Genomic DNA, 13,867 nt, shown 5'->3' with positions numbered 1-13,867 from the left:
ACGTTTTTCTGTAGATCCGGGAAAGTAAAAGCTTATTGTCCGACCATTTCTTTAACCATAGAATAAACAGCTCTCAGGCCAAGAGCTTCACCACCTTCTGGCTTCCCTGGCGAAGACGAATTGTTATAAGCCATGACGTCAAAATGCGCCCACGGAATATCTTTCTCAACAAATTCCTGCAAATACAACGCTGCCGTGATCGCGCCGGCATAGGGGCCACCAGATATATTGTTCAGATCAGCAATCTTGCTATCCAGTAGTTTTCGATAAGGTTGGTACAACGGCATGCGCCAAACTTCATCACCTGTCGTTATGGAATGTTGACGCAGCTTCTCTGCTGTCTCGTCATCATTACAGAACATAGCAGGTAAATCAGTACCTAAGGCAACACGCGCAGCACCCGTTAACGTCGCAAAATCAATAATCAGATCCGGTTTCGCCCGACTTGCTTCGGCAAGGGCATCACACAGAACCAAGCGCCCTTCAGCATCTGTATTTCCGATTTCGACTGTAAGACCTTTACGAGTTTTAATGATATCGGATGGTCTGAATGCATTTCCGGAAACTGCGTTTTCAACAGCAGGAATAAGAACTCGTAACTGGCAAGGCAGGTTACTTTGCATTATTGCCGCAGCAATCCCCAGTACATGAGCAGCACCGCCCATATCCTTTTTCATAAGTAACATACCAGCCGCAGATTTGAGATCCAGACCACCGGTATCAAAACAAACACCCTTGCCCACAAGTGTAATTTTGGGACCTGCATCTCCCCATCTGAAATCAATCAATCGGGGGGCACGGACAGAAGCCTTACCAACCTCGTAAATCGCCGGATAGTTAGCTTCGATAAGCTTGTCACCGACGATGACATTACAATCGGCTTCGTATTCACCAGCCAATTGTGAAGCTGCGGTAGCAAGCTCTTCTGGCCCCATGTCGTTACTCGGCGTATTAATCAAATCACGTGTCAGGTGAACACCACTTGCAAGGGCGTGAACCTGTGTTTGATCCGCCCCTTTAGGCCAAACAAGTGTCGCTTGAATCTTGTTGTTCTTCTTGTAGCGTGTGAACTGGTACGTCCCAATCGCCCATCCCAGAGCAACCTGTGTTGCAGCTTCCTGAGAAAGCTCATCTTTGAGGTAGTAAGTACCCTCTGGAAGGTTTTGACTTAACCCCGCAGCGGTCCATAGACCGGGAACATCCTGATCTCCAAACCCGACGACGATGGCTTTAACACCATCATTCTGATCCGGTAGTGAACAGGTCGCCCCCTCATCAGCTTTAAACCCGTTTGCAGTCATCCATGATATGCCCTTGGCATTTTCTTGTAGCTGCTCATCAAATTGTTTTTTGTTTAAAAAGATTAAAGGTATAGCCTGCTTTGGAGCAGAATCAATTAGTTGAAAACTCATGTTTTTCCTACAAATTACCAGATCGTGAGAAACAAAACAGTGCCCACATAGAAATGAATGCTGCTGATGTTACAACCAGATAAGTACAGTGCACAGTCTTTTTTAGGCTCAAAACAATATAATACTATGGCAAAGTTATTCTGAAAGATGGGCGTGGAAAATAAATTTGAGCATAGAGAAATCCGTATCGATCCTAGCTATTGAGCTTTGGGTAGCGCGTCAAACCGTTAAAACCATCAAACTACTCTTCAACACCTTTTTCAGCATCAGTAGAATTAATTTCATTTGATGTTTCATCGTCAATCACGACCTGATCGCCGTCTTCGGACACATCCTGACCTTCTTCTAGGTCTTCATCCATAAAGGTTTCTTCTACTTCCGGGATCATGCCAATTTCACGGTAAAATCGTTCAGCCCCAGGGTGTAGAGGTAAGATCAGACCATCCAAAGCGGTTTCCCGGGTTATATACTGGCCAAGTGCATGCCCTTTTGTCAGGTTTTCTGCAGTGGTTTCATGCCACAATGCCTTGGTAATTCCATAAACCAAATCGTTATCCAAGTCATCTCGCACCAAAAACTGGGCTGGAACCATCAGGGCCAGTGTATCAGATGTATTTTTATAGGTGCCAACACCAATCGTCCCCCCAGAAAAGAAAGGATATATTTCTTGCAGGATTTCAACGTCAGTTTGACTGAGAGACAAAAGTCTTGCTTTGTGTCGATCAGTCAGAACCGAGACCAACCTTGCTGGCGCCCCCGCAATCATGAAAAAGGCATCGATTTCACCACTTGCAATGGCTTCGTATGATTCACTGTCTGACAAAGTGAACATATTTTCTTTCGAAACCCTGACACCCCGGGTTTCCAAGAGTAACTGCGCAGCTGCATTTGTACCAGAACCTGCTGGTCCAATAGAGACTTTTTTCTTTTCAAGATCTTCAAGAGATCGAATACCACTATTGATACCAACCACAAGATGCATTGCTTCCGGATATAGGTTCGCAACACTTCTAAGGTTGCCAATAGCACCGCGAGTGCGGAAAACATGCTCGCCCCGCAATGCCCAGAAGACAACATCAGCTTGCGCAAAGCCCCCCTCAAGCGTGCCATTAGAAATACCAATCACATTAGAAACAGACCCTTGCGTCGAGACACTCACAGACAAAAGGCCGTCAACACCGCAACTACCACCTTTTTCACAGGCGCGAGACCCCACTGGCTTGCTGATAGAACTGGCAATAATGCCACCCAACGGAAAATAATTTCCTATTGTCGCCCCGGTTCCAATTCGAAACACAGGCGTATCTTGGGCCAAACTAATATTCGAAAGTATCGATATACAGAAAATAGAAGCGACAATAACGAAGTTTTGGATGCTCTTTTGAAAGAAACGGTACCTAGAGGACGTCGAAAACAACCGACTGCCTTTCTCTTATAACAGATTAGTCGCTGGGAAGCTTTTCTTATCCTACGACACAACTGGTTAAAAGTTAATTACAACCTTGCCATTATAACAATTTTTTTATTACTTAAAAATTTTACGACACAAGGCATTACCTCTTTAGTAAACCAACGGAAAAGTCTAGTCGATTTCATCCGTTTTTAGCTTTAACGCAGAATTTAGCAATGAATAGTGACAGAGTGTGGGTATATTTATGGCCGTAATTAGCCGGGCTAATAAAAGGCGGTAAAATTAAGCGGCCTGCTCCATAAGCACGCCATCAGACAGTTCGACTTGTCGGGTTGCCACCCTGTTCAGAAAATGATGATTGTGCGATACAATGATCATGGCTTGCGGAAGCTCTGTCAGCAACGAAATCAAATGTTGCTTTGTATCCCGATCCAGATCATTTGTCGGTTCATCAAGTAAAAGAACTTCGGGCTCTAACGCCATAACTGTTGCCAAGGCAACAAGCCTTTTTTGGCCGCCAGATAATTTATGCGTAATTCTATCGGCCAGATGTTCTAACCTTAAAAGCTCAAGGGTACGTCCGACGATTTCAGCAACTTCTTCGGATGACTTGCCTAAATTCAAGGGGCCAAAAGCTAGGTCTTCGGCAACCGTTGGGCAAAAAAGCTGATCATCAGGATCCTGGAAAACCAATCCGGCACGCACCCGGACATCACGAAAATCTTTTTCCTGTTGTCGCACAGCCCCAAAAGCATGAATTTCACCGCTATTGGGTGTTTCCAAACCGTTTATCAAGCGAAGAAGGGTACTCTTACCGGCACCATTACTGCCAGTTAAAGCCACACGATCCCCGGCATTAAGTTCAAAATTCACCCCTTTGAGAACATCCAATCCACTTGCGTAGGAAAAATGCAGACCACGTAGCGAAATCAGCGACGCCATCAAAAATACTCCACAGCCAACAGGCCTAAAATAACAACAGCCGCACAGACTGAAAAAATACGGTCGCGCGTTTCTATCTTCATATTATTCAAAATATGGAATCGCCCGTCGAAGCCTCGACATTTCATTGCTTCCATAATCCGATCAGATCTCTCAAGACTTCTAACTAGCATCATACCAATTAGATACCCAATAGAACGCAACGTATGTATATTCGTCCGGGGAACAAAACCACGGGCTTTCATCGCCATGCGCATGGTTTTGTATTCTTTGTAGAAAACATCAATATAACGCACAGTGAAAAGGAATAAATGCACCAGCTTTGCCGGAACTTTCAGGCGATAAAGTGCGTGCCCCAAGACTGATGGCTCCATAATACCGACTAATCCCATGAGGGAAAAGAGTATGGCGTTCGCCTTCAGTCCAACCTCTGCCGCACGGTAAAGCCCTTCTTTACTGGCATCCCATCCCCAGACAGAGAAAAGGGCCTCCCCCTCCATTGTAAAGGGAAGTGTCAGCATCAAAACCACAATGAATGAGTCGACAACAATAACCTTTCGGACCGTTGTCCATAACGGCAAACGTGATGACAGTGAGAGCCCTACCCCAACACCAAGAGCAAGGGTCAAAGCACTCAGATCATGCATTGCTGAAATAAGAAAGGCGAGCAGTACACAAGAAACAAGGCGAACACGCGGGTCTAGGCTTTTTAAAAATGCTTCAGATCGGCTCTGATCATTCTTAACGGCCCAAGATTGCGAAACTTCGCCCAGTACCTGTGTCATATTACGCGCCCTTAACCATATCGTTCTTCTTGGTCTGTCTGCGACCGAGAAGGAAAGATGCTATACCAAAGATTCCAAGGATATAACCAATACCCCCCAGGATATCCTGCATGCGACGTTCTTCTTTGTATTGCGCCAGCTCTTTTCGCAAAGACCGTACTTCTTTGGACGTTTTTGAAACAAGCTTCTCCAAAGCGACCTGATCAATAATCACAAGATTGCCACCTGTGTCTGAGACAATGGGCTGAGCGACATCATTATCAGAAGAGACAACTTCCTGACTCGATGATATCTCAGGAACACTTCCACCTTCGAGATTATTAGGCAACTCCTCTGCAGTAACAGTCAGTGTTGCAATATGTCCCGCGCTCAAATTCGCACGAAAAATATGATCGACCTTCTTGGTCGCCGTGAAGATAAAAAATCCTTCCTCGTCCGTTGTTGTCTCACCCAGCTTGTTATCTTCCGGATCAAAAACTTCAACAAGAAGGTTTTTTGCCATATCCCCATTGGAAAACCCAATTTCACCTTCGATGATATTTCCATCAGGATAAGCGGCTGAAATAACTTTATGTGCCCAAGCATTCGAATAGACGCCGAGCGTAAGAAGAGATGCGAGCAAAAATGCTGCAAATTTTAATTTACCGTACAGCATTGATCAGCTCCGGTTTAACCTTTGTAATTAATTGAATAGTCGCGGCTGTTAAGATGCCTTCCACTGCCATTACAGGGAAGTGTGCGACGATGACAAACTCAGCAGCCTTTGCGAATTCATCCCCGGATAAGGCGAGCGAAATCGCAACCATAATCGCCGTAAAAAAGATGGATAGAGATCCGCCCAGAAACCCCCAGAAACCAGCAACAGAAAGAATTTTCCGGCGGTAAAGGATGTATCCGTAAATCATCACCACAGCAAAGAGTGCCAAAGAGATACTATTTACTGAAACACGCCATGTTGCCCCTTCGACCTGATAGGTTTCGTAAAGAGAAACACTGGCCCAGATAGATAAGACAAAGAAGATAGCAAACAACGCATCGGCCACAAGTTTGGCCAGATTTTGTTGTTGAGCAGTAATACCCCACCGACAGATAAAGAAAACCATCACAGCGGGAAAAGCAATATTTACTGCATTAACGCCCAGTACTGTCAGCCCCCCAAAACCGAAGAAAACAGCTTGTAACAACAAGGCAACTACAAGTGCGGGAAAAGCTGCCCAGCCGAGAATAATGCCTAACAGCCCATTCAAAATAAGATGAACTGAGGAAAAACCGAGCGGGACGTGAATCAAAGAGACCACGAAAAAGACAGCCGATAATACCCCGACCCGTGGTAAGTCTTCCGGTTCCAGCTTTTTCAAACTATAGGCCACACCAGCGGCGGCGATAACGCCGCCGCCAATGAGAACTGGATTTGATAAGGCACCATCAACGATATGCATCGTTATTTATCCTTAATCAATATCTCGGGCTTGAATCCAAATCACAGCATCCTGAGAAAGCTCTTTACCTTCGTGCTCTTTATCCGGCCCAACGCCAAGAGCTGCAAAGCCCCAAAATCCTTCTTCGGGAATACCGAAAGTAAAAGTACCAGACGCATCCGCTAAAATTGCGTGTGCAGGTGACGAAATCCGGGCTTCACTTGCAAAGCGATTATTTTCAGGATCTGCAGGATAGTTGAGATACTCAACTTCAATCTCAGCAAACGGAACTGGTTTTCCCTCGGATAAAACAACCCCGGAAAATGTTCCCCCCTCAATAACGTTATAAGGCTTTGTCAGGGGGCGGATTTCAGTTTTCAAACCCTGAGGCTCAGCCCAGTCAGTTGGAAGATCACCAACGTTCACATACGATTTTGTAATTTGTTGAATAAATATGTCTTCACTTGCTTCGTAAAAAGGTGCTGGGTTTAAGACAAAAACGTTGTCACCAAGACCGCGTAACTTCACAGAAGCTTCGTAAGCTTTTCCTGTATTTTCATTACTGGTCCACTCGATGACTTTCAAGCTATCCATCAGGTCTTTCCTTTTACCTTTACGAATAACGTAAAACTCTTCTGGTGTTCCCATTTCCATCACATGGCCTGATTCAGCAGGGTGTGTGAATGGCATTTTTAATGTTATTTCTCCACCCTTTTCAAGCATAGTCTCTGGTGTATAAACCAATTGGAAGTGTGCTTGCGCACCAGAAATAAAAGTTGCCAGTCCGCCAAAAACGACACCACAAGCAACCGTTCCACAAAGAAGTATTTTTTTCATCGCGTTCAAAAATCCCCTACCTTCAATGCAATCCATTGAAGACAACGTTCCTAAAATAAGCTGATTGGAATCCGAGAAAAAAATCAGACATCTCGTCAAAGCATGAACAGGCATTCCTGCTTAAGCTTATTCCAGCAGCTTGGCTCAAAGGCACGCCACAAACGGATGTCCGTCACCAATGGTGCTCCCCGCCCTTTGGTCTAGTGACATTATGCCGGCAGGTCTCCTGGCTCACGGATCGTTGCTCAATCACCAAACCTTCCCGGCACTAAACCTTTCGATCATGCCAGTGGTTATTCTTGGTAAGAACTCACCGTTTACAGTTGCGGGGGCAGCCACGGTTCAAGATCCCCTGATGGGTAGATCCTTCCGTGTTCCCTTTTAATCCCCGGACGACTTCATCCGTGGGGAACCATGCATGGCGCGAGTTTATGCGGAGAAAAAAAATCCTGCAAGTCCTAGATGTCAAAAGGACAGGTGCGTCTTAATAATTCATCGCGTATTCAAATAAATCTACCTGATTTTTTATCCATTATTTTACTGAAGTAATCTACTTGGCATTTCACAACAAACGGCATACTTATCAGTATGTCTTTGAATGAATTCGATACGAGTACACATGATGCCCTCTTCAAATAGCATATCAAAAACGACACCCAGTGGTCAGAACTGGCTTAATCCCGCCATGGAGATCTTATCCGAAGAAGGCTTTCAGGCGCTCAACATTCCACGATTATGTCTGAAGCTTCAATTAACCAAAGGCAGTTTTTACCATCACTTCAAAAGCTTCGCAACCTTCAAACAGGAGCTACTCGCTTTTTGGGAAAAGGACTATACACAAGATATATTTGACGAAATAAGAGATGTAGAAGATCCCGAAGCCCAATATGAAATGCTTTTTAACCTCGCGTTTGAAAAAGACCTCGCTGTTGATCTTGCAATTCGCGCATGGGCACAGGCAGATAATCAGGTCAAAGAAGTTGTCTCAAAGGTTGATGAAATTCGAATCAATTTATTAACAGAAATGTATCAAAAATCCTCTAACCTATCCTTGGAGACCGCGCGTAATTACGCCGTGATTGATTACACAGGATACATCGGATTCTACAGCCTGTTTCCAGACGCACCAGATAGCTGGGCACGTGATCTCGCTTCTATTCAAACAAGAGCACTTCTTTCGGACAGTAAAATGACTGGCGGAAAAATTTAAGCTTAAATAATTCAAGGTAGAAGAATTTCATTTGTAATCACTATGTACAATTAAATTGATCTATCCTCTTGAAAAAGACACACTGCCCCGGAATCGGTTTTTCGGGTGAAAATTTGATCCGGAAATAATAGGGAACACGGAAGGATCTACCCATCAGGGAATCTTGAACCGTGGCTGCCCCCGCAACTGTAAACGACTTAAAGCTTGTTATTACCACTGGTACTTTCCAGAATTTTTAACTTCTGGAACGTATCGGGAAGGGACAATGCTCTTACGTTGTAAGCCAGGAGACCTGCCGATTTAACGTCACCTGTCTGATGAACGGGGTGTTCATTAGGGCGGTTTTCCGTCGAGTGGCGTGCCTGTCGATACTGGCAAGGCGCGGTTCTAAGCTGATCTTGAGATCAATGTCTAAACTCGCACTGCCATTGTCATAACTTTTTTTAGACAAGGCGCGTATCATGTTTTTACGAATGAAACACAAAAAAAACTCAAAATCATCGTGGGCTCTCCTCTTAACTATTTTCTTAACAATATTTTCTTCTCAACAGGCTAAAGCACATTTCATAGAGCTTATCCCTTCATCTTCACTAATAACTAAAAGTGCTGAGAGTGACTTTTCATTCGATATCCGGTTCACCCATCCGATGGAAGGGGCGCCACTTATGGAAATGGAACAGCCAAATTTATTTGGCGTGCAAGTCGCGGGGGAAAAGTACGATTTAACAGCAGCCCTTCAATCCACAACGATCGAGGGAAAACTTAACCCTGCAAATGCAACATCCTATGTTGCAAACCACAAAATAAAACGTGCCGGGGACTATAGTTTCTACCTCGTCCCCAAACCCTATTGGGAACCAGAAGAACAAGCCATGATTATCCACTACACAAAAGTAGTGGTAAACGCCTATGGCTTGGAAAACGGCTGGAAAGATCCCATTGGATTGCCCGTCGAAATTATTCCATTGAGCAGGCCTTATGGCCTATGGACAAATAATTTGTTTACAGGGCAAGTGCTCAACAATGGGCAGCCTGAACCACATGCGACGATCGAGATTGAATATCGAGGAGAAGGGCAGGTCGCTATCCCAGCGACGCCTTTTATCACCCAAGTTGTACAGACCGACAAAAATGGTGTTTTCCACTATGCAATGCCAAAAGCCGGGTGGTGGGGATTTGCTGCTCTTCTGGATAACGGAAAAACATTACTGGCACCTGACGGTACAGAGGCACTGGTAGAAGAAGGCGGCTTGATTTGGGTACATACCCAAGACATGCCGCAATAGAATTTCCAAGATCCGGAATTATTGCCAGAAGAAATAACCTCAATATAAAACAGGTTATAAAACAACAAAGCGGTGGGCTCAATTTCAGAGCCCGCCGCTTATTCACAAAAGATTATCCTGTCACCTGTTGAATACAGTACAGGCTTAGCCTGACATATAGGCCATCATCTGTTTATTTTCATACTCTAATTCCAAAAGACGTTTACGCACCACATCGCCGATTGAGATCATTCCACACAACTTGCCTTCTGAAACAACCGGCATATGACGGAAGCGACCATCAGTCATTTTTTGCATGACATCATGTACTCTTGCATCTGGCGCACAACAAATAGGATTAGCCGTCATAATCGTATCAATTTTATCGGTAAAAAGGCCTTTCCCTTTTTGCCCGATCCCGACCACAACATCGCGTTCAGACACAATACCGACAGGACGATTGTCATCATCAGCAACAACCAAAGCCCCGATTTTAAAAGAATTGAGCATATCAATGACTTCTTGAACAGTATGCTTCGTCGTAATCGTGTGAATGTCCCCGCCTTTATCCGCAAGAATGTCTTTAACCGCACCACCGGAAGCACCCCCAGAAGATCCTCCCGCCTGGCCAGAACCAGAACCGCTGTCACTTTGATAGATTGCGGCGCTGAAATCACCGGAAAATAGCATTTATAATCCTCCTCGTGTTCTGCTGTATTTTGAGTATAGCACAAGAATTTTAGGACATAACTTTTGTTTCAAAAAAGTTCCCGGAAGACCTAGTCATATAGACTCCCGGGACAGTTGGCGGATTAGAAAAGCCTGCCAGCACGCTTAACGAGTGTTAAAAACTATACGTAACCGCAAGACCACCAAAGAACTGGTTTTTACTTTCGACAAAAGGACTATCAGCAGCATCTCCCAACAAACGCGCATAACCTAACGCCCCGTTCATTGCCCAATTTTCATCAAAGCTATACGTTGCTCCCAAGTTAAATCCGACATCCTTTAAACCTGCATCAGCATCATGTTGGTTATACTTGCTTCTGGAAGCTTGCTTGCTATTCACGCCAAAATAAGACTGCATATAATCTTCTGATGCCCAACTAACAGATGGGCCCGCTGAAATCCAAAGACGTTCATCAAGAAAACTATGTCGATATTCAGCATTCAGGCTGGCAAGAAGACCTTTGTCTTCTCCGCTTAGATCCTGGGTTACGTCTAAACCCAATGCGTACATTCCCAAATCAAGTTCAGCAAAAGCAGTCCCTGCGAGGCCGGCATCAACATCACCTAGTCCCTTCAGGGCCGAATTATCGCCCTCATCTCTCCCCCAGTCATAGTTCAGGGAAACGCCCCCTGAAAAATGTTCTGACCGCAGGAATGTCGCCCCAATACCGCGATCAAGCGAAATAAAGAGCGTATCATCTAACCAAGAGGCTTCGAGTATAGGCATCGCCCCCACACCATATTCATCAGAGCCTTCATAGTCAGGCCCAAACCCGGCCCCTGCACCAATAGAAAAATCCCAGTCACTTAGCGCGGCATCAACAAAGTCACTAGACTTACCACTGCCTGCCACGACTTGATCATCAGCCACAGCCAATGGTGCAAGATTGAAAAAAATAAATGACGAGAACGACACAAACTTAATCAGTTTGCTTGGGCGAATATCAATCAGCTTACCATCTTCACCTTCTAAAACAGATAAAGATATATAAGAAAATACAGAACGGCACTTAAACATGAGTCCCTCATTAAACAGCGAAAATATACCGTGCTTATAAGAGAGCTTTCTGACAGAGGCCTGACCGCTGAAATTTAAAAGTTGTTTTAGGCTAACGCCAACTCGGTGCCGAAAATGTCATTGAAGTAGTATTCAGGCAAAATCATTTCATCGGGCTTTACACCCTTCAGCGGCACAGGCCCAACCCTTTCAAAAAGACGTTGAACATCGCGTACTGACAAGCCATCCCAAGATTGTTGCAACGCTTGGCATATTGAATCTTCCAATTGCTTATAAATAGCTTTGATAAACATTTTTTGGTTAGAAGATGTTTTCAGCCTGCGTAAACTCGGCATTTGCCAATGGACTCGCAAAGCACCCAAAGGCCCCAAAACAGGCTGATTTTCATCAGGCGCGCTAATACTGATGACAAGGTCAATATCCGGGGCCCCATCTTCCATAAATAACTTGTGAGTTTTTGAAAAAAGCCCAGCTGTGTCATATCCCTTGGCTTTGAGAAACTGCTCGACCATTGGTATCATTTGACCATCCGGTTCCATTCCCGCACTAAAAGACCGAACACGGCCGCCCCCAAAGTCCCGCAAAAGCGTTTCCCCGATCAGACTTCTCGCTGAATTCTCTGTGCTTAAAAAAAGAACATGAACTGGTTTTTGCACCATTATTAATAGCCCTTCTGATCAACTACGTGTTCGGTCCACCAAAATTTATTATCAAACGTTGATAGACAAACAATTGATAGGGCAGGGAAATATCAATCACATGAAAAATAAATGACCCATTTATGAATTTCATCAAAATGTGTACGACAGTTAATGTGACGTCTGCATCATCCTGAAAATTATCAATAGCTCGTTCATCACAGATCTGATAGCAGGCACAAAACGTAAATCACCGTGTACGATTAAATGAAGGTTCGAAATCAACCCTGGAATATCCGGTGTTAATCTTTTTAGTTGAGGATCATGGTCTCCCGCGGCAGAAGGCAATAATCCAACGCCCAAATTCTCTCGCAGAACCGTTTGCATCATCATCGCATTACTAATTCGAATAGTAGGCACAACCGTTTGAAGCGTTGATCGCATCCATGTCGCATCCGGTTGATACCTGTGTTCTTCATCCCATCCGATCCAAGGTAAATTTTTCTGTCCAAGCCAATCCTCTAGATCATTCCCTTGCGATAAGGGTGTGATGTCACTGTTCTTTGATGTAAAAACAGCAAAAGGCATATCGCTTAATTTTTGTGTGAAAAGATTTCCCTGTTTGGGCTTACAAAAACGAATTACCAAATCGGCTTCTCGTCGCGACAGACTTGCCTCTACATGCGTTGTGATCAATTCAAGCTCAATTCTAGGCAAGGCTTTCCTTATCCGATGAACATATTTGGCCAGTAACATTCCTATCTGTTCATTCATCGAGACTCTGACCGTCCCAACTGAATCTGCTGCCAAAAGTGTGCTTTGACGATCCAACGTTTCAGCCGCTTCAGCCATGGGAAAGGCCTTTGAAGCCAGCATCACACCGGCTTCCGTTGGGGATAGTCCTTCGGACAATCGCTCGAAGAGGCGATTCTTCAGTCCATTTTCCAAAGATTTTATTCTGCGCCCGACGGTTGGTTGGCTCATGCCTAACTCTCGTGCTGCTGCAGAAAAAGATCTCCTTTCATAGACTGAAAGAAAAACTCTGATATCATCCCAATCATATGGCGACTTAAACATTCACGCCCCTATTCATTTACGCATATCAAAGTTACATTTTTTTTCATACCATACATTAATGAATAGATCTATTTATAGAAATACGGCCAACTAACGATCTACAGGCAGAAAATGTTTACGTACACAGAGCATAATAAAACAAACTTTCAGGCAATGTTCGCCGTACTGTTTGCCGCCTTTCTTTTCTCGGCCATGTTTACGTTACCCAAAGGTTCAGGCACAGATCTACCTTGGTTCCAGATTGTTTTTATCCGCTATACAGGTGGGCTGATTTTTCTGCTCCCTACCGTATGGCGATGGCACTGCAAAGGAAACAGCCTAAAAAGCAGTTTGGGGCTTCTCCATATTGGACGTTCAATTGCTGGTATTGGTTCCGTAGCTTGCGTGGTCATTGCCGCATCCCTGATCCCACTTGCAGATGTCATAACCATCAGCTTTTCTAACGGAGCCATCGTCCTTATTTTAGCAGGCGTTATTCTAGGTGAACGTGTTCTGCCTCGTCACTGGGCGTCAATTATCATCACCATCTTTGGGGCAAGTCTTGTCGCATCTAATAGTTCAAACGGTGGTCAAAACGCCTTTTTTAGTCCTGCAGCTCTCATTGCACTTCTTGCCGCTTGCTGCATGGCCGTTGAAATCATCGTCATCAAATTCGTCAGTGAAAGAGAAGCTATTCCTGTAACTCTGCTATACGTGAACGGACTGGCTAGCCTCTTGTTACTCATTCCTACTTTGATTTGGGGACAGTGGCATGGTCTGGAAAATTGGTGGCCTGTTCTTTTAATGGGACCCATTGCCATTTTGGGGCAAACCCTCAACCTATTTGCTTTCAGAAAAGCGAATGTGGTTTTGCTAACGCCGCTAACATATAGCTCAATACTTTTCTCTGCGCTTTTGGGATTCTTTCTCTTTGGCGAAAGTCTAAGCTGGTCCACAGGAACCGGTGCTGCCATTATCATTACAGGCTGTTTGATTGGAATGGGTATCTATCGAAAAAAAGTGCCCCAATCTTCCTAAGAGCCTCATGGCGAAGCTCTTAAGCATTACCTTCTTGGGTCTTGGCTATTATATGAGCTAAAGTAGCTCTAGCTTTGTCTTCGTGTATGAACGGCAAAGCTCTCGACA

Annotated in this window: 14 protein-coding genes and 2 riboswitches; of the genes, 3 read left to right on the top strand and 11 right to left on the bottom strand. The window is 44.6% G+C overall.

The window, feature by feature from the left end:
• Positions 1–32: 32 nt before the first annotated feature.
• From ACN0QW_RS00655 to ACN0QW_RS00625, 7 genes are all read right to left on the bottom strand, one after another.
• Positions 33–1,412 carry a leucyl aminopeptidase family protein gene (locus tag ACN0QW_RS00655; RefSeq protein WP_417427860.1) on the bottom strand — a complete coding sequence of 460 codons (1,380 nt, stop codon included), beginning with the start codon at positions 1,410–1,412 and terminating at the stop codon, positions 33–35.
• Positions 1,413–1,653: 241 nt separating this feature from the next.
• Positions 1,654–2,829 (bottom strand): TAXI family TRAP transporter solute-binding subunit, encoded by a 1,176-nt coding sequence (locus tag ACN0QW_RS00650; RefSeq protein WP_417427858.1) that lies wholly within the window; start codon positions 2,827–2,829, stop codon positions 1,654–1,656.
• 276 nt (positions 2,830–3,105) lie between these two features.
• Positions 3,106–3,765, bottom strand: a complete 660-nt coding sequence (locus ACN0QW_RS00645) for an energy-coupling factor ABC transporter ATP-binding protein (RefSeq protein ID WP_417427856.1) — start codon at positions 3,763–3,765, stop codon at positions 3,106–3,108.
• Entirely contained in the window at positions 3,765–4,550 is a 786-nt protein-coding gene (gene cbiQ / locus ACN0QW_RS00640; RefSeq protein ID WP_417427854.1) for a cobalt ECF transporter T component CbiQ, read from the bottom strand. Before cbiQ ends, ACN0QW_RS00645 begins: the two co-directional genes overlap by 1 nt.
• Before the next feature lies 1 nt (position 4,551).
• Complete coding sequence (locus tag ACN0QW_RS00635) at positions 4,552–5,205, bottom strand: cobalt ABC transporter permease (protein ID WP_417427852.1); 654 nt, start codon at positions 5,203–5,205, stop codon at positions 4,552–4,554.
• Complete coding sequence (cbiM, locus tag ACN0QW_RS00630) at positions 5,192–5,989, bottom strand: cobalt transporter CbiM (protein WP_299378667.1); 798 nt, start codon at positions 5,987–5,989, stop codon at positions 5,192–5,194. The genes ACN0QW_RS00635 and cbiM overlap by 14 nt, the downstream gene beginning before the upstream one ends.
• 12 nt (positions 5,990–6,001) lie before the next feature.
• Complete coding sequence (locus ACN0QW_RS00625) at positions 6,002–6,805, bottom strand: DUF4198 domain-containing protein (RefSeq protein WP_417427850.1); 804 nt, start codon at positions 6,803–6,805, stop codon at positions 6,002–6,004.
• Between the two features lie 198 nt (positions 6,806–7,003).
• Positions 7,004–7,237: riboswitch (cobalamin riboswitch) on the bottom strand.
• A 187-nt stretch (positions 7,238–7,424) separates the two neighbouring features.
• Between ACN0QW_RS00625 and ACN0QW_RS00620 the strand changes: the two genes are divergently transcribed.
• Positions 7,425–8,015 carry a TetR/AcrR family transcriptional regulator gene (locus ACN0QW_RS00620; protein ID WP_417427848.1) on the top strand — a complete coding sequence of 197 codons (591 nt, stop codon included), beginning with the start codon at positions 7,425–7,427 and terminating at the stop codon, positions 8,013–8,015.
• 77 nt (positions 8,016–8,092) lie between these two features.
• Positions 8,093–8,330, top strand: a riboswitch (cobalamin riboswitch).
• Positions 8,331–8,476: 146 nt separating this feature from the next.
• The gene (locus tag ACN0QW_RS00615) at positions 8,477–9,301 is read left to right on the top strand and encodes a DUF4198 domain-containing protein (protein WP_417427846.1); all 825 of its coding nucleotides are present in this window, start codon (positions 8,477–8,479) and stop codon (positions 9,299–9,301) included.
• Between the two features lie 144 nt (positions 9,302–9,445).
• Here the strand turns inward: ACN0QW_RS00615 and ACN0QW_RS00610 are convergent, their stop codons facing one another.
• The 4 genes from ACN0QW_RS00610 to ACN0QW_RS00595 all read right to left on the bottom strand — a co-directional run bounded on the left by ACN0QW_RS00610 (position 9,446) and on the right by ACN0QW_RS00595 (position 12,742).
• On the bottom strand, positions 9,446–9,970 hold the full coding sequence (locus ACN0QW_RS00610) for a CBS domain-containing protein (protein ID WP_417427844.1): 525 nt from the start codon (positions 9,968–9,970) through the stop codon (positions 9,446–9,448).
• Between the two features lie 154 nt (positions 9,971–10,124).
• Positions 10,125–11,027: a MipA/OmpV family protein gene (locus ACN0QW_RS00605; protein ID WP_417427842.1), complete on the bottom strand. Its 903-nt coding sequence runs from the start codon at positions 11,025–11,027 to the stop codon at positions 10,125–10,127.
• Positions 11,028–11,113: 86 nt separating this feature from the next.
• Positions 11,114–11,686 carry a hypothetical protein gene (locus ACN0QW_RS00600; RefSeq protein WP_417427840.1) on the bottom strand — a complete coding sequence of 191 codons (573 nt, stop codon included), beginning with the start codon at positions 11,684–11,686 and terminating at the stop codon, positions 11,114–11,116.
• Between the two features lie 150 nt (positions 11,687–11,836).
• A complete protein-coding gene (locus ACN0QW_RS00595; protein WP_417427838.1) occupies positions 11,837–12,742 on the bottom strand; it encodes a LysR family transcriptional regulator in 906 nt (301 codons plus the stop codon).
• A 111-nt stretch (positions 12,743–12,853) separates the two neighbouring features.
• On the opposite strand from ACN0QW_RS00595, the gene ACN0QW_RS00590 reads away from it, so the two are divergent.
• Positions 12,854–13,759 (top strand): DMT family transporter, encoded by a 906-nt coding sequence (locus ACN0QW_RS00590; protein WP_417427836.1) that lies wholly within the window; start codon positions 12,854–12,856, stop codon positions 13,757–13,759.
• Positions 13,760–13,867 lie beyond the last annotated feature (108 nt).

Source organism: Kiloniella sp. (assembly GCF_048259265.1).
Taxonomy (GTDB): domain Bacteria; phylum Pseudomonadota; class Alphaproteobacteria; order Kiloniellales; family Kiloniellaceae; genus Kiloniella.
The sequence above is the reverse complement of the archived record's forward strand: the minus strand, read 5'-3'. Positions and strand labels throughout refer to the sequence as shown.